Here is a 15,842-nt window from a genome sequence, read left to right as displayed (position 1 = left end):
CACCTTCCAGGGAAATTGAAAGTGACAATCGATCCGCAAAAATTGCTCAACTTTCGTATTCCTGCGGTTCGTCAGACCGTCACTCCACGCGATGCTGCATTTTACGCCTTATCGATCGGGATGGGGCGAGATCCTACCGACCTCGCGCAGCTGCCATTCGTGGATCCCCTTCGTGGACCGGTTGCCATGCCCGGCATGGCGCTCGTTCTCGCGAGTCCCGGGTTCTGGCTGGGGCACCCTGATTCTGGTGTAGATCCGGTTTCCGTCCTGCATGCCGGCCAATCCATGGTACTGCTTGGCCCGGTTCCGGCAACTGGCGAAGTCGAAAGCACAACCCGCGTCACCCACATTGTCGACAAAGGCGCGGGCAAGGCCGCGTTGATATTCACCGAAACCAATATCCGCGATGATCGCGGCACCTGCTTTGCCTGTCTTGAACGTACGATCTTCATTCGCGGCGGCGGCGGGTTCGGAGGGGAAGGCGAAGCACCGCGAAGTTCGCCGGTACCCTTGGCGGAAGGCAATGCCGGTCTTGTCATTGACCTGACGACCGGTCCCGAACAGGCCCTGATCTATCGTCTCAATGGAGATCTCAACCCGCTGCACAGCGATCCCGCAATCGCGGCGCGCGCCGGGTACAGGATGCCGATATTGCACGGCTTGGGCACGATGGGCATCATCGTTCACGCCATCCTCCGCGGGCGACTTGGCTACCAGGCCGAGCGCCTGCGCGCAGTGCAACTGCGTTTCGCCGCGCCGGTGTTCCCTGGTGAAACCATCAGAACCGAAATCTGGAATAATGGCGCTTTTCGGGCATCGGTGCTCGAGCGCGACGTCATCGTTGCAGATCAAGGGTTTTTCACAATCTCTCAGGATGAGGGCGATGCAGTTTCTTAGTCCTTTCGAATCTCAACACTTTCACGAAATCCGCGACGGCGTGCGCCGGCTGTGTGAAAAGTTCCCGGGTGAATATTGGCGCAAGCTCGACGCTGATCGCGAATATCCGACCTCCTTTGTGGATGCGTTGACGAGCGCTGGCTATCTTTCGGTGCTCATACCCGAGGAATATGGCGGATCAGGTCTGGGCCTTTCGGCTGCAGTTGCCATCCTTGAGACGATTCAAGCGATGGGTTGCAACGGAGCGGCATGCCATGCCCAGATGTATAACATGGCCATCATCCTCAGACATGGATCGGATGAGCAAAAGCGCCTTTATCTTCCCGCGATCGCAAGCGGCGCACTGCGCTTGCAGGCTTTCGGCGTAACCGAGCCGGGAAGCGGCTCCGATACCACTGCGTTAAGGACGACGGCAGTTCGCGATGGGGACTATTTTGTGGTGAGCGGCCAGAAAATCTGGACCAGTCGCGCCGAACACAGCGATCTCATGCTGCTGCTAGCGCGGACTTCGCCGCGCGATCAAGTGACGAAGAAAACCGACGGTCTTTCCATATTCATCGTCGATATGAATCAGGCTCGCACCGCGGGTTCGCTAACGATCCGGCCTATCCGCACCATGATGAACCATGCCACGACGGAACTTTTCTTCGACAGGATGCGCATCCCGGTCGCCAATCTCTTAGGCAAAGAAGGCAAGGGCTTTCATTGCATCCTTTCGGGCATGAATGCGGAAAGAGTTCTTATTGCTGCCGAATGCGTCGGTGATGCAAAATGGTTTACCCGAAAATCCATTGCTTATGCCAATCAACGGGTGGTTTTCGATCGCCCCATTGGCATGAATCAGGGCGTCTCTTTCCCGATCGCGCGAGCCCACGCAAATATGCGCGCTGCCGAGCTCATGGTCCATGAGGCCGCGCGCCTTTACGAAGCGGGGCTTGAACATGGACCCGAGGCGAACATGGCAAAAATGCTTGCCGCGGACGTAGCAGTCGAAGCGGGCAACGCCTGCATCCAGACATATGGCGGATATGGCTTTGCTGAGGAATACGACATCGAACGGAAATTTCGAGAGGCCCGCCTTTATCAGGTGGCACCTGTTTCGACCAATCTCATATTGTCATTCATCGCAGAGCATGTCCTGAAACTACCGCGAAGCTATTGAGGCGGCCACCACGCTCCGTCGTTTCCGCTCACTCGACACAACGATTGTTGCTGCGACCAGGCAGCGCAACACTGAAGAAGGAAGGTGGCCTGCCCTAGAATGCGGCAATGCCAGTGAGTGCTCGACCAAGGATGAGCGCGTGCACATCGTGCGTGCCTTCATAGGTGTTGACGGTTTCCAGATTCACCATGTGCCGCATGACTTGATATTCATCGCTGATGCCATTACCGCCGTGCATGTCTCGGGCATGGCGCGCAATATCAAGCGATTTTCCGACATTGTTACGCTTGACGAGAGAGACCATCTCCGGCGCGAACCTGCCTTCATCCATTAGGCGGCCGACACGCAATGAGGCTTGCAACCCTAGCGCAATGTCTGTTTGCATATCGGCGAGCTTCTTTTGATAGAGTTGGTTGGAGGCAAGCGGCTTTCCAAACTGGTGCCGATCAAGCCCATATTGGCGGGCTGCGTGCATGCAATATTCTGCTGCGCCGAGCGCTCCCCAACTGATCCCATAGCGTGCGCGGTTTAGGCAATCGAAGGGGCCCTTGAGACCCTGGACCCCGGGGAGCAAGGCTTCTTCGTCAACCTCAACCTCATCCATCACGATCATGCCGGTGGTCGAGGCGCGCAGGCTGAGCTTGCCCTTGATCTTGGGAGCGGAAAGCCCCTTCAGGCCCTTTTCAAGCACGAAGCCGCAAATGGCCCCATCATGTGCTTCGCTCTTTGCCCAGACGACAAAGACGTCGGCGAAAGGAGCATTCGAAATCCATGTTTTGATGCCGGAAAGGACATAGCCACCATCAATCCTCTTCGCGATTGTGCGCATGCCCGCAGGATCAGATCCCGCATCAGGTTCTGTCAGGCCGAAGCAGCCGATCAGCGAGCCTGCGGCTAGGCCAGGCAGATATTTAAACCGCTGTTCCTCCGAGCCGAAAGCAAAAATCGGATACATGACGAGCGAGCTTTGCACCGATGCCATTGAACGATAGCCCGAATCCACGCGCTCAATCTCGCGCGCGATCAGACCGTAGGAGACATAGCCAGCTCCAGCACCGCCATAAGACTGTGGGATCGTCGCTCCAAGCAAGCCGGCTTGTCCCATGAGTGGAAACAACTCTGCTGCATCCAGCTCTTCGCGGAAGGCATTGATGACCCGGGGCTGAAGTTCGCCTTGCGCGAAGCCATGAGCCGCATCACGCACCATTCGTTCTTCTTCAGTCAGTTGATCGTCAAAGTTGAAGGGATCGCTCCAATCAAACCGTGCCATCTCGATCATAAATTCCACTCGTCATATGATATCATTCGGTTCAGATGCAGTAATGGCGAGGAGTTCTTCAAGCGTTACCGCGAACCTTGTGAGTTGGACAAATCCCGAAAGTGAAACAATCCACGCAAATACCCGCATGCGGTTGTAGCGAGCTGAAATTCCCCCGAAGGCTACCCTGCCGAGCATAAGGCCAACCGGGCCAGCGAGGAAAACTGGGCCAAAAGCGCTTTTGTCGAGCAGCGAAGCGGAACCGAACACCAGTGCAATCAAGCGATAAATTGCGCGTCGTAGCCATAGATAACGACGACTATCCAACACAAGGTGCGTCCTCAATATGGCGACTGGCTATCCGCATACTCCTTTGGCGTCGCACCAAGTTCAGCCATAGGAACCCTGTTGATCTTTCTCGCCCATTTTGATTTAAGTTTACGGTGTTTTGTTTTTGGCGGGTTGAGCCTTCGCGGGGGGAAGCTTCTGCGCCATGATGTGATCGTAGATCTGCTTGATTTCCGTGTCCGACAATTCGGTCGGGCGGAACGGCGGCATTTCGATCAGGCCCTGGCGAACGACCGAATGTAGGTAATCGTAATCTAAGTCCTTGCGACCGATGAGCGAAGGCACCGGAGCACCTTTTTCGGCCAGCAGCATGGTGCCACCGTGGCCCGGGCCGGGGTTGTGGCAACCTGCGCAGTAACGCTCATAATTCTCCGCGCCATCCGCGACCACTTCGCCTTGCTTGGACGAACAGGCGCCAAGAGTGGCGAGGAGCGAAAGGACGAGGAGCTTGTTCATTGTACCTCCGCAGGCATGGCGACGCATCGGCTCAGACCGAGGCAAAGATCGAGTTGGGATCGAGCGCCTGCTTGACCCGCGCATGCAGGGCCGAGCGGCCACCCTTTTCATAGGTCTTGGCAACCGCCGCCCCCAGCCCGGGGTCGGTCAGGATCTGGCCGAAGCCGGCCTCGGCCTGCGCGGCGATCAGGGCTTCGGCGCAAGTCTTGGCCCGTGCCGCATCCTCGCCCTTCCCGGCGGCATGGGACAGTACTTGGCGATGGTTGGCCGAACGCCAGATCGCGGTGGTTTCGCCAACGAAGTCGAAGCCGTTCTTGGCACAGATATCGCGCGACAGTTCATAAAGCTTGACGGCTTCCTCGCCATCCACAGGGCTGACCGGGTTGACCGTAAGCGCCATGTCGCCGCTCCAGCCCGCGGTCCTGGCCGGGGGATCGGTCACGACGCCGGTCATCGAGCCCATCCGCCATGCCCACAGCTTGGGATCCACGCCCTTGCCATCGACGATGACCCTGGCGCCGCTGATCGACGAAAACGCGCCCTTGACCATGTCCCACAGGATCGCGACGTTGTCTGGCAACCCATAGAGCGAGCCATAGAGGTTCCAGTAGCCAAGGCCGAGTGATTCGCCCGCGGCTTTGACCGCGCTCGCCGCCATCGGCCCCTGGCCTTCAAAGTCGGCGCGGCGCTTGCCGAGCAGGGCCGCTTCGTGAAGCGCATTGCCCACCGCGACGCCATTGGCCACCACCATGTTGAGCTTGAGTGGCCCGAGCACATCCAGCAATGGGCCAAGATCGTCCTCTTTGGGAACCGCGACCATGAAGGTCTGGTGCGCCGGAGGCTGCGGCATCATCCACATCCCGACCTTGGTCACTACCCCGAAATCGGACTGGGTGAACAGCCCATCAACCCACGGGCCATAGCCGAACTTGAACAGCTGCCAGCAGGTGCTCTTGGGCATGGCACCCATGCCGGTTCGCACCATCTTGCCATCAGCCAGCATCACCTCGAGCCCGCACTGCATCAGGAAGTGATCGGAATAGGGGGTGTAGCCGGGGCGCCGGTTGATGAAACTGGCGGCCACGCTTTCATCGGGATTGCCGGGAAAGTCGACCCACAGCTTAATCCCCTTTTCCTTGATGTGGGCATCGAGCTGGCGGAAGGTGACGCCCGGTTCGACCAGGCAGGTGGCCAGTTCGTCATTGACCTCGAGGACCTTGTTCATCTTCTGCAGGTCAAGCACGATCACCTTGTCCTGTACGGCTTTTTCAAGTCCGTAGGCGCCGTTGCAGACCGTCTGGACCACACCGCCGCTGGTGCGCGCGGCTTCCAGCACCCTGGCGAGCTGGGCTTCATCGGCCGGAAGCACCACGCCTGCCGGTACCATCCCCGGGGCAGCATAGCGGGCCAGGGTCTGCGGGCTGGTATCGACGGTCTCCTTGCCCAGTGCCTGGGTGAGGGTGCCGAGCGTGGCCGTCTGGCGGGCTTGATCGATCATGGCGTTGGGAGCCTTATTGCTGGAGAATCTTGGGATAACGTTGGAGATCGCCGGCATCGACGGCAAAATCGGCCGAGCGCGCAGCAGGGTCGATCGCGCGGGCCGGTTCGCTGTCGCGCCAGGAAAAGTTGCAGGTCGGGCAGCGCAGGATCGTCCACACGACCTCGCCGTCCTGCCTGCCCTGATGATCGGTGACAGCGCCGCTCGATTTGCAGCGCCCGCAGACGGTGGTGGTCATGACAGGGCTCCCAGCTGCATTTCGCGGATCCGCTTGCTCAGGGCGTCGATCTCGTCCCCGGTTGGCGGGGTGACAAGGTGCGCTTCACCCACCGGATCGGGCGGGAGATAGCTGGTCGCGTCGATGATAAGGCGGTGCCCCTTGCCTGGGATCACTGCCGAAGGATCGATCGGAACGGCAGGCATGTTGGGCAGCACGATGATATCGTCTGCACGGGTGCGGGTCGAAAGCGCCCACATCACCTGGTTGAGATCGAACGGATCGACATCGGCATCGACCATGATCAGGTTCTTGAGGTACATCACGCCGTGCGGCGTGCTCAGCGCGCGCAGCGCGACCGTCTTGGCAAAGCCGGCCATGCGGTTCTTGACCGAGATGATCCCGGTCAGTCCGTGCTGGTAAAGCGCGTTGACCGCGGTGACTTCGGGGAAGCTCTCGCGCAGCTGGGCATAGATCGGGGCGGAGGTGTGCAGGCCGATCAGGGTATCGTGCTCGGTCCAGCCGCGCCCGATGTAGATGTTCTCGAAGATTGGATCGCGCCGGTGGGACACCGCTGTGACCTTGAAGATCGGCGCCTTGCGCACGCCGCTGTAGGAACCGGGAAATTCGCCGAACGGCCCTTCCAGCTCGCGTTCTCCCAGTTGCAGCTCGGCCTCGATCACGATTTCGCTGTCGGCCAGGATGTCGATCCCGTTGCCCGATTTGGTCAGCCGCATCGGCGCGCCCATCATCGCCGAGGCATAGGAATATTCCGATTCCTCGTAGCCGATCGGGGTGGCAGCAAACACCGCAAGGCCGGGATGATTGCCCAGCATGACCGCAATCTTGAGCGGAACGCCTTCCCGTTCGGCCGCCATGATCTGACGTCCCATGTCGTGGGAGGGGATCGTCATCAGGGTGAAACTGTCCGGCCCCTGGATCTGCAGGCGATAGATGCCGACATTCTGCTTGCCGAAATTGTCTGGATCGAGCGGATCGCGCGAGGCGACCGAGGCCTTGCCGATGTAGAACCCGCCATCATATTCGTTGATCCGATAGACCGGGAGGACATCGTAAAGGTTGATGTCCTGTTCGATCCGGCATTCGTGCACCGGGGCCTGGGCTTCGGGAACAGAGCTGATCTGCGCTTCCTGATCGCCCCAGCGGCCGGCGATCTCGAAGAACAGCTCGCGGATGGTGGTACCTTTGGGTCGGCCCAGCAGCAGGGCGATGTTGTCCCACGAACCATGAACGCCCACCGCCAGGCGCTTGCCGGGATAGCCGGTGATGTTGTCGAACACGATCGCCGGCGCGCCGTTGGCATCGCGCGAGGCGGCAACCGCAATGTTGCGCACGCCGGGTTCGGGCATCACCGGATCGCTCCAGGTGATGGCCTGGCCCGAATCCTCGAGCAGTTCGAGGAAATCGCGCAGCGAGGAGATCGACCGGGCGCGGTTGGGAAGATCGTTCATTGCCGTTGCATCCCGCCTGTCAGTGTCCGCCCGCGCCCGCAGTCGCCGACTGCATCGTGACCCATTTCCATTCGGTCATGATTTCGAGATCGGCTTCGGTCCCTTCGCGGCCAAAACCCGATGCCTTGGTCCCGCCGAACGGAACGTGCGGCTCGTCGTGCAGGGTCGGCGCGTTGATGTGGACCATCCCCGCTTCGGCCCGCTGGGCAAAGGCCAGCGCCTTGTCGAGATCGCGGGTGAAGATCGAGGCGCTGAGGCCGTATTCGGTGTTGTTGGCGAGTTCGAGCGCCTCCTCGAGCGTGTCGAACGGATAAAGCGAGGTCACCGGCCCGAAGGTCTCTTCTTCGAAGACCGTCATTTCCGACGTGACTCCACGCAGCACCGTGGCGGAACAGCAGTTCCCGTCCCATTCGCCGCCGGCAAGTACCTCGGCGCCCTTGGCGCGGGCATCGTCGATGTGGCGGCGGACGCGGTCGCGCTGGCGCTCCGAAATGATCGGCCCCAGCATGGTGGTCGGCTCGCGCAGTTCGCCGCTCTTGGCGCGGCCTGTCGCGGCGGCGAAAGCTTCAGCGAACTGGTCGAAGATCGACCGTTCCACATAGATCCGCGAAGCCCCCATGCAGACCTGGCCCTGGTACATGAAGATGCTGAACAGCGCGGCGTTGACCGCCTTGTCCAGATCGGCATCGGCGCAGATCACCAGCGGGCTCTTGCCGCCCAGCTCCAACGTGTACTTCTTGAGGTTGCGGGCCGCGATTTCGGCAATGTGCTTGCCGACGCGCGAGGACCCGGTGAAGGTTATCGATGCGACCTTGGGATGGCCGGTCAGCACGTCGCCGATCTCCGCGCCATTGCCGTAGACCACGTTGAACAAGCCGTCGGGAACGCCGGCCTCCTTCCACAATTTAGCGAGCAGATCGGCGATCATTGGCGCGGATTCCGAGGGTAGCAGCACGAAGGCGTTGCCTGTGGCCAGGGCCATGGCTGACTGTTTGATCCCCTTGATCAGCGGCACGTTGAACGGGGTAATCCCGGCGACCACACCGACCGGCTGGCGCAGGCTCATGCTGAACCGCCCAAGGGTGTCCGAAGGGATCGTTTCCCCCCGAATCCGGCGCGGCACGCCGATCGCCGCGCGCAGGAAGCTGACCGCGAAGCGGGTTTCGAACCCGGCCTTGGCGATCGGCGAACCGATTTCGTCGACCAGCACGTCGGCGAATTTGGCGGTATCGCGCTCCATGATTTCGGCGGCTTTCGCGATCCATGCTTCGCGCACCGGTGCGGGCAGATCGCGATGTTTCAGATAAGCCTGATAGGCGGTTTCGACCGCGCGGTTCACGTCATCGGCGGTGCCGGCCGGCACCCGCGAATAGACCGAATCGTCGACCGGATTGAGGTCGTCGAAGTAGGCACCGTTCGATGCGGCAACGGCGCCTCCGCCAATCCAGTGTTCAAGTTGGGTCATGGTCTCTCGATCCTTGTATTCGTCTTGCAGGCGGTCGTACGCTCACCCCTGGTTGCGCATCGCCTTGGGCCAGATCCCCTGCTTGCCCGGGGAAAGGATGCCGTTGGGGTCGAGCACATCCTTGAGGCGATGGTGCAAATCCCACAGCGCCCCATCGTTGTGCTTATAGGTCTTGGCGATCTGGTCCATGAAGGCGAGGTGCGTTCGATACTCGCCAAAGCCAGCATCCGCCGCTTCGTCGACCAGCTTGGCGAACAGATCGTAGGCTCCCTTGCGCATGACCTCGTCGGCGCGGTCGTACATGATCATCAGGATGTGGTGCATGTCGCGCCACCCCACGAGAAACTCGCCGATGTAGTCGAAACCGTAATCATGGCAGCGTTGCTTGATCAGGTTGTACTGGCTCAGCGCTTCCTTGCCGTCGGGTGCCGAGATCGGCGAGAAGTTGATATGCCCGCCGCCGCCGATCCAGTTCATGATGCTGAACTCGGTCATGTTCGGCTCGCCGCGCATGAGCTGAATTCGATAATCCCAGGCGGGATCGTTCTCGCGGCTGAGGTACAGTTTTGCGCCGGGAATGCTCATCATCGCTTCCTCGACGAGCTTCCAGTTGTTCTCGATGATCGGAGGCGGGCCGTACAGCGCGGCATAGAAGTTCCACATGCCCAGGTCATGGTCCGAAGCGATCTTCTTGCGGATCGAGTCCGGGATAGGGCCCTTGCCGTCGAAATAATGGCGGCGCGTGGTCTTGGCGGAGACTTCCCACAGGAGGTCGACCGCCACAGCGGCGTTGGGGATCACCTGGTTGATCTTCAGCGGCAGCACCGCGTCGAAGATCGCAGCAAGGTCTTCCTCGCGCTCGTAGGTGATCATGAACGGCTTGTAGCCCGGCGGTTCAGGCATCAGCCAGATGCCCATCTTGGTCACTACGCCGAAGTTGGACTGGGTGAACATGCCGTCGAAATGCGGGCCCGCTGCATGCTTGGTGGATTGCCAGTGCGGCGATCCCTCGATTGCGCCCTGGCCGGTGCGGACGACCTGGCCATCGGCCAGAACCACTTCCATGCCACATTGCATGATGAAGTGATCGCCATAAGGCGTGTAGCCGGCACCGTGTTCGAGCGCGTTGCCCATCACGCCACCCCAGCCCGGAGCCGCCGGATCAACCCAAAGCTTGCTGCCGATCTGGCGCAAATGGCGGTGAAGCTGATAATAGGAAACGCCTGGTTCGACCAGCGCATAGCCGTATTTCTCGTTGACTTCGAGAATGCGGTTCATCCGCTTGAGGTCGAACATGACATAACCGGACTGGCGCGGGGCCGGGCCGCCATAGGCGAAATTGCGGCCGTTGCCGAATGTCCAGATCGGCAGCTGGTAAGCGTTGAATACCTTCAGCGCCTGCTGAATCTGTTCCATGTTGGCCGGTGCCACAGCAGCCGAGGGCAGCAACTCGCCATCGGCTAGCGGTGAATAGGCATCGCGGTAGGTCGACAGCGGAAGCTCATCGACAAAGACCCATTCTTTGCCGACGATCGCGGCCAGTTCGTCAAGTGCCTTGCGAAAGGTCGGGGCATCGACGCCTTGGGGCATGCGCGTGCTCACGAGTGTTGTACTCCCGCTTCGAATGCCCATGAAACGAGCATGCCGGGGCTCTTGCCATCGAGGCCGCAATGTCCTGACTGGCACCGCAGTTCGGCATCCTGGCGATCGCCGACGAGCGCATCCTGCATGTGGTGGGCAAGAACGCTGGGCCAGCCGACGCTGGCCCGCGCAAGCAGCTTCGGCGCGCCAACAGTCTGGTGTTCCCAGCGCAGCTTGCGGTATTGATGGGTCCACTGCAGTAGCGGGCGGGCGCCGCCGGCCACCAGGATCTGCTCGGCGATCATCGCCGCGGGATCGGAAGTAAGGCCGACCAGCACGCCTTCAATCGCTTCAAGTTCATGCAGCAGGCCGTTGAGCGAGCGGTCGATCCGGATCACTCTTGCGGCTCGCCCCGAGTTGACGAAAGTTTGGGCAAAGAGCCTGCTTTCGGGAACTTCCGTCTCCTCGATGACGATGATCTTGCGCGGCCGCTGCGCCAAAGCGCTGCGGCCGATTCCCAGACCGGCAACGACAGCACCCACGGCGCCACCGCTCATGACCGTGCGACGGCTGACATCCCACGCCATTCTCAATTCCCTTCCATTTGCCCAGCACCCGAAACAAGGCTTGCCGCCTCTTTGCTAAGGCCTTGCCAGCGTTTCTCCGACTTCGCATGAAGCCCGAACAGATCCAGTACCCGCATGCAGCTGTGATCGACCACGTCGGCCAGCGAGCTCGGCCGCGCATAGAAGGCCGGCACCGGGGGGAAGATCACCGCCCCCATTTCGGTGCAGGCCGTCATGTTGCGCAGGTGCGCCAGGTTGAGCGGCGCTTCGCGGGTGATCATCACCAGGCGGCGCCGTTCCTTCAGCATCACGTCGGCCGCGCGGGTGATGAGGTTGTCGGACAGGGCGTGCGCCACCGCGCCCAGCGTGCGCATCGAACATGGCGCGATCGCCATGCCTTCGCACACGAACGAACCGCTGGCGATCGAGGCGCCGACGTTGCGGACGTTGTGCACCACATCGGCCAGCGCTTCGAGCCGAGCCTTGCCTTCGGGCAGTTCCTCGCGAATGTTGAGCAGCGCCGCCGGAGACATCACCAGATGGGTTTCCCAACCGCCCGTCTCGCGCAGCAGCTCAAGCAGGCGAAGACCATAGACCGAGCCGGTTGCGCCGGTAATCCCCACGACCATGCGCTTCAAGGCAGGAGACTTTCCTGCGCGTTTTGGGCGGTCAAGGTCGCGTAAGGCCTAGCCTCGAAGGGCATGCTGAATTCCATCTCCCGATCTTTTGTCGACATCATACAATGCATTCCGCATTGAGCAACAACAATCTTGACTCCTTGGGACCGCATTCCGCTTACACCGGACTCTCGGGCCGGACCCCAGTACTGATAGTCTTCATCTCCAGGAATTCTTCAATACCGTGTCGCGAACCTTCTCGGCCCAGTCCCGATTCCTTGATGCCGCCAAACGGGGCGGTCTCGGTCGAGACGATGCCGCTGTTCAAGCCGACCATCCCGGTCTCAAGGCCTTCGGAAACCCGCCAGGCGCGGTCAATGTCGCGGGTGAAGGCATAAGCCGCCAGCCCCGAGTGCGTGGCGTTGGCAAGCGCCAGCGCTTCGGCCTCGGTTTCGAAACGGAACACCGGGGCAACCGGCCCGAAGGTCTCCTCGTCCGCCAGTCGCATCGCCGGGCTCGCTCCGGTCAGAACGGTTGGTTGGAAGAACAGTTCTCCGGCCTCGTGTCTCTTGCCGCCGGTGACCAGCTGGGCACCATGCGCCGCGGCATCGGCGACATGCCCCTGAACCTTGGCCAAGGCTGATGCGGTGATTAACGGTCCCTGGTCGGTTGCGCCTTCAAGGCCGTTGCCGACCCGGAACGCGGACACCCTGGCGGCCAGCGCCTCGACGAAGCGGTCATGAATGCCGCTCTGCACGAGGATCCGGTTGGCGCAAACGCAGGTCTGTCCGGTGTTACGGAATTTCGAGGCAATCGCCCCCTCGACAGCCTGATCGAGATCGGCATCGTCGAACACCAGCAGCGGGGCATTGCCGCCCAGTTCCATCGAAACCCGCTTGAGCGTGGTAGCGCATTGTGCGGTCAACAACTTGCCAATCGCGGTCGAACCGGTGAAGGTGAACTTCGTAACATCGGGATGGCTGGTCAGGACTGATCCGATTGCGGGCGCATCCCCGCAGACCACGTTGAACACGCCGGGCGGAATGCCCGCTTCGAGGGCGAGCTTCGCCAGAGCGAAAGCGGTCATGGGGGTGAGTTCGGACGGTTTGAGGGTCACGGTGCAGCCCGCCGCCAGTGCAGGCGCGACCTTGCGGGTGATCATCGCGGCGGGAAAGTTCCACGGCGTAATGGCGCCCACCACGCCGACTGGCTGACGGATCACGACGATCCGCCGGTCAGCGCTGGCCGGAATGACCTCGCCATAGACACGGCGCGCCTCTTCGGCGAACCACTGGATGAAGCTTGCGGCGTAATCGACCTCGCCCAGCGCTTCGGCCAGCGGTTTGCCCTGTTCGGCGGTCATCAGCAAACCAAGATCGTGGCGATGGAGCCGGACCAGCGCCAGCCAGTCATGCAGCAGGCGCGCGCGTTCCTGAGCGGGCCGCTTGCGCCAATCGATGAAAGCGCGGGCATTGCTTTCAATTGCCCGGCGCGTCTGGGCAGCGCCCAGCTTGACGACATTCGCCAGCGTTTTGCCGGTTGCCGGGTTAGTGACCGCGTAGGTAGAGTCGGCACAGATCTCGGCGCCGTCGACAAGCGGTTGGCCGGTCAGGAAATCGCTGCGCTCGAGCGGGGGGATCGTAACGCCCAAGACATTGCTCCTTTAGCCGCAAGACAAGTTGCCAATACCAAATTTGGGCGGCGAGGTGTCTCGCAGGCTCTTGGTCGGTGCCACCAGAAGGGTGAGGGCGGCGGCGGACCGCCGCCCCCGGGGGTGGTAAGTGTCAGTACTTATAGGCGAGCTTGAGGAACCATTCACGCGGGCGTGAATAGGTTGCCAACGCTGTCCCGGCGACGAACGGATCGACGTAACCGCCCTGGATATAGCGTTCGTCGGTCAGGTTGGTCACACCAGCGGTCACGGTGAAGTGCTCGCTCTTCTCGGTGAACGAAGCACTGGCGCCGAAGACGCTGTAGCCAGGCTGGCGCAGTTGCGGGCTGTTGATCGCATCCTTGAAGGTTTCGCTCTGGTACGACCAGTCTCCGCGCAGCGCCAACCTGCCCATGTCGCCTTCATAGACGTCGGCGTTGAACGAGGCCGATCCGGTCCATTCCGGCACGAAGGCGAACTTCGAGTCCAGGTTCACGGGGAACGCCAACGGATCAATGGAGCGGTAATAGGCATCAAGATAGCCAACGCCGAAGGTCAGGCTTAGCCAATCGGTCGGACTCGCCTCGCCTTCGACTTCGAAGCCTTTGATGCGGCCGGAACCGGCGTTTCGTGCCCGGGGGGCGATGCCTTCGCTGACGACGACCTGGATGTCATCGTAGTTTGACATGAACGCGGCGAAGTTCAGGCGCAGACGGCGATCCAGCAGCTCGGTCTTGAGGCCGAGTTCGTATGATTCCACGAATTCGGGCCTGAACGACGGCGCAACCTGTTCAGCCGGGAAGATTCGCTGCGTGAAGCCGCCGTTCTTGAAACCCTTGGAATAGGAGGCATAGACAAGGATATCGTCGGTGATCTTGTAGTCAGCCGAAATCGCCGGAGTCCATTCCTTGGCCTTGGCGGCAACCTGGACCGCCGGCATGGTGTGGTTTCCACCAGGGTTAGTGGCGGCTGGTTCGCAGCCTCCAGGCAGCGGGAAGCCGAACAGCGGGCTCGCCGGATCGGTCACCAGCAAGGGCTCTGGCTGGCCGGTCACGCACTGGCTGAAGGCGATGAACACGCCTTCGGGGTAAGGGATTATGCCGGCCTGCCCAAGCGGAGCAGTGTAATCAACATTGATGGTCTGGAACGAAGGATCGAACCGCTTGGTCTCGTCGGTATAGCGGATGCCCGGCGTGATCGAAAGGCGATCGGTCACCTCGATCGTTGCCTGCAGATAGGCAGCATAGCTGTCGTTGTCGATCTTGCCGCCGCTGAAGAAGTCAGCGAAGCCGAACAGCAGGTTGTTCTTGTCCTGGCCCTTTTCCTTCAGATAATAGCCGCCCAGAACGAACTTCACCCGATCATTCAGGACACTGCCGGTCAACTGCAGTTCCTGCGAGGCCTGCCACAGGTCGATATTGTTTGTCAGGGTGAGGTAGGGATGTGGCGTTCCGTCGAAGTCGAACTGGATCGTGGCCTTCTGATCGCGATATGAGCTGATCGACTTCAGGGCGATGTCGCCGAAATCATAATCCAGCGTCAGGTTCGTGCCCCACAGGTCGAAATCCGACTGGTTCTTGGCCCCGGACCAGGTTGAATCGATATCGCCGGTGATCCACTGCGTGGTGGCGCAGCGCGGATCGTTGACCGGTGCTAGCTCCCCGTCCGCACCGCAGAAACCTGCGCCGCCCTGCAACTTGTTCCAGGCATAAGTCGAACTGGGGAAAACCACGGTTCGGCCATTCAAGTCGACAACCTGCAGCAGGTTGGGCGATTCGAAAAGGTCGACCAGCGTCGACGCAGCCATTTCTTCGCGCCGGATATTGATATCGCCGCTCAGGTTGACGGTCAGCTTGTCGGTCGGCTCCCACTTGAACGCAATGCGTCCGCCGAAGCTGTCCTTGTTGCCCTGGCGGCCGCCGTCGAACAAACGCTTCTGGTAGCCGTCGCGGGTTTCATAGGAAGCAACCGCGCGCATTGCGAGAGTGTCGCTCAGCGGCACGTTGATTATGCCCTTGAAATCGGCGCGGTTGAACCGGCCGGTCGCCGCTTCGAGCTTCATGTCGAAATCGTACTGCGGTTCGACGGAATTGACGACGATCGCGCCGCCGATGGTGTTCTTGCCGAACAGTGTGCCCTGCGGCCCGCGCAGGACCTGGACGCTCGCAATGTCGGCCATGTCGAGCAGCGCGCCAACCGAGCGGGCGACATAGACGCCATCGACATAGACGCCCACGCCCGGGTCGACGGTGATATTGAAATCGGTCTGGCCCACGCCGCGGATGAACGAGGTGATCGTGGCGCTGGAACCCGAGAGATTGGCGACCGGCGAGATGTTTACGTTCGGCGCGAATTTTGCGACTTCGGCCACGTTGGTGACCTGGCGTTCCTCGAGCATTCCGCCGGTCAACGCGGTGATCGCGACCGGCGTTTCCTGCAGGTTCTCGGCCCGCTTGCGCGCAGTCACGATGATCTCTTCGAGGCCGCCGGTCTGTTGCTCCTCAGCCTGAGGCTCACTTGTTGCGGCGTCCTGCGCATGCGCCGCCATCGGTGCGAGCCCGATTGATCCGACGATCGCCGAGGCGCTGGTGCGCAGGACGACCTTCCGGAAATTGAACGATTGGTTTGTCATTGGCGTCATTCTCCCTCTTGTT

Annotated in this window: 14 protein-coding genes; 2 read left to right on the top strand and 12 right to left on the bottom strand. The window is 61.0% G+C overall.

What is annotated here, in order from left to right:
• The first annotated feature begins 21 nt into the window (after window positions 1-21).
• Together A9D15_RS04765 and A9D15_RS04760 are read left to right on the top strand one after the other, a co-directional pair.
• The gene (locus A9D15_RS04765) at window positions 22-897 is read left to right on the top strand and encodes a MaoC/PaaZ C-terminal domain-containing protein (protein WP_066762467.1); all 876 of its coding nucleotides are present in this window, start codon (window positions 22-24) and stop codon (window positions 895-897) included.
• A complete protein-coding gene (locus A9D15_RS04760; protein ID WP_066762387.1) occupies window positions 884-2,059 on the top strand; it encodes an acyl-CoA dehydrogenase family protein in 1,176 nt (391 codons plus the stop codon). The genes A9D15_RS04765 and A9D15_RS04760 overlap by 14 nt, the downstream gene beginning before the upstream one ends.
• Window positions 2,060-2,153: 94 nt before the next feature.
• Here A9D15_RS04760 and A9D15_RS04755 read toward each other — a convergent pair whose 3' ends face one another.
• From A9D15_RS04755 to A9D15_RS04705, 12 genes are all read right to left on the bottom strand, one after another.
• A complete protein-coding gene (locus A9D15_RS04755) occupies window positions 2,154-3,338 on the bottom strand; it encodes an acyl-CoA dehydrogenase (RefSeq protein ID WP_066762465.1) in 1,185 nt (394 codons plus the stop codon).
• Window positions 3,339-3,350: 12 nt separating this feature from the next.
• On the bottom strand, window positions 3,351-3,644 hold the full coding sequence (locus A9D15_RS16435) for a hypothetical protein (RefSeq protein WP_156521653.1): 294 nt from the start codon (window positions 3,642-3,644) through the stop codon (window positions 3,351-3,353).
• A 111-nt stretch (window positions 3,645-3,755) separates the two neighbouring features.
• Window positions 3,756-4,121 (bottom strand): c-type cytochrome, encoded by a 366-nt coding sequence (locus tag A9D15_RS04750; protein WP_066762383.1) that lies wholly within the window; start codon window positions 4,119-4,121, stop codon window positions 3,756-3,758.
• Window positions 4,122-4,152: 31 nt separating this feature from the next.
• Entirely contained in the window at window positions 4,153-5,676 is a 1,524-nt protein-coding gene (locus A9D15_RS04745; protein WP_229660419.1) for an FAD-binding oxidoreductase, read from the bottom strand.
• Window positions 5,633-5,857, bottom strand: a complete 225-nt coding sequence (locus tag A9D15_RS04740; RefSeq protein ID WP_066762380.1) for a non-oxidative hydroxyarylic acid decarboxylases subunit D — start codon at window positions 5,855-5,857, stop codon at window positions 5,633-5,635. The genes A9D15_RS04745 and A9D15_RS04740 overlap by 44 nt, the downstream gene beginning before the upstream one ends.
• The gene (locus A9D15_RS04735; RefSeq protein WP_066762379.1) at window positions 5,854-7,308 is read right to left on the bottom strand and encodes a non-oxidative hydroxyarylic acid decarboxylases subunit C; all 1,455 of its coding nucleotides are present in this window, start codon (window positions 7,306-7,308) and stop codon (window positions 5,854-5,856) included. Before A9D15_RS04735 ends, A9D15_RS04740 begins: the two co-directional genes overlap by 4 nt.
• A gap of 19 nt (window positions 7,309-7,327) precedes the next feature.
• Complete coding sequence (locus A9D15_RS04730) at window positions 7,328-8,773, bottom strand: aldehyde dehydrogenase family protein (RefSeq protein ID WP_066762376.1); 1,446 nt, start codon at window positions 8,771-8,773, stop codon at window positions 7,328-7,330.
• Window positions 8,774-8,815: 42 nt separating this feature from the next.
• Window positions 8,816-10,363: an FAD-binding oxidoreductase gene (locus tag A9D15_RS04725; protein ID WP_082924268.1), complete on the bottom strand. Its 1,548-nt coding sequence runs from the start codon at window positions 10,361-10,363 to the stop codon at window positions 8,816-8,818.
• 8 nt (window positions 10,364-10,371) lie between these two features.
• Window positions 10,372-10,941 (bottom strand): hypothetical protein, encoded by a 570-nt coding sequence (locus A9D15_RS04720; protein WP_066762372.1) that lies wholly within the window; start codon window positions 10,939-10,941, stop codon window positions 10,372-10,374.
• Between the two features lie 2 nt (window positions 10,942-10,943).
• Window positions 10,944-11,549: a UbiX family flavin prenyltransferase gene (locus tag A9D15_RS04715; protein WP_276306934.1), complete on the bottom strand. Its 606-nt coding sequence runs from the start codon at window positions 11,547-11,549 to the stop codon at window positions 10,944-10,946.
• A gap of 166 nt (window positions 11,550-11,715) precedes the next feature.
• Window positions 11,716-13,188 (bottom strand): NAD-dependent succinate-semialdehyde dehydrogenase, encoded by a 1,473-nt coding sequence (locus A9D15_RS04710; protein ID WP_066762364.1) that lies wholly within the window; start codon window positions 13,186-13,188, stop codon window positions 11,716-11,718.
• 133 nt (window positions 13,189-13,321) lie between these two features.
• Window positions 13,322-15,820, bottom strand: coding sequence for a TonB-dependent receptor (locus A9D15_RS04705; protein ID WP_066762361.1), 2,499 nt, complete (start codon window positions 15,818-15,820; stop codon window positions 13,322-13,324).
• Window positions 15,821-15,842 lie beyond the last annotated feature (22 nt).

The sequence above is a fragment of the Croceicoccus pelagius genome, from assembly GCF_001661915.1.
In the GTDB taxonomy this organism is placed as follows: Bacteria; Pseudomonadota; Alphaproteobacteria; order Sphingomonadales; family Sphingomonadaceae; genus Croceicoccus; species Croceicoccus pelagius.
Note: the sequence above shows the minus strand (reverse complement) of the source record. Positions and strands in the feature narration are given on the sequence as shown.

Excerpts from the sequence above, each read along its gene's own strand:
- A9D15_RS04735 (WP_066762379.1), bottom strand. The coding sequence starts at position 7,308 with ATGAACGATCTTCCCAACCGCGCCCGGTCGATCTCCTCGCTGCGCGAT.
- A9D15_RS04715 (WP_276306934.1), bottom strand. The coding sequence starts at position 11,549 with ATGGTCGTGGGGATTACCGGCGCAACCGGCTCGGTCTATGGTCTTCGC.
- A9D15_RS04740 (WP_066762380.1), bottom strand. The coding sequence starts at position 5,857 with ATGACCACCACCGTCTGCGGGCGCTGCAAATCGAGCGGCGCTGTCACC.
- A9D15_RS04720 (WP_066762372.1), bottom strand. The coding sequence starts at position 10,941 with ATGGCGTGGGATGTCAGCCGTCGCACGGTCATGAGCGGTGGCGCCGTG.
- A9D15_RS04750 (WP_066762383.1), bottom strand. The coding sequence starts at position 4,121 with ATGAACAAGCTCCTCGTCCTTTCGCTCCTCGCCACTCTTGGCGCCTGT.
- A9D15_RS04705 (WP_066762361.1), bottom strand. The coding sequence starts at position 15,820 with ATGACAAACCAATCGTTCAATTTCCGGAAGGTCGTCCTGCGCACCAGC.
- A9D15_RS04755 (WP_066762465.1), bottom strand. The coding sequence starts at position 3,338 with ATGATCGAGATGGCACGGTTTGATTGGAGCGATCCCTTCAACTTTGAC.
- A9D15_RS04760 (WP_066762387.1), top strand. The coding sequence starts at position 884 with ATGCAGTTTCTTAGTCCTTTCGAATCTCAACACTTTCACGAAATCCGC.
- A9D15_RS04745 (WP_229660419.1), bottom strand. The coding sequence starts at position 5,676 with ATGCCGGCGATCTCCAACGTTATCCCAAGATTCTCCAGCAATAAGGCT.
- A9D15_RS04725 (WP_082924268.1), bottom strand. The coding sequence starts at position 10,363 with ATGCCCCAAGGCGTCGATGCCCCGACCTTTCGCAAGGCACTTGACGAA.
- A9D15_RS04730 (WP_066762376.1), bottom strand. The coding sequence starts at position 8,773 with ATGACCCAACTTGAACACTGGATTGGCGGAGGCGCCGTTGCCGCATCG.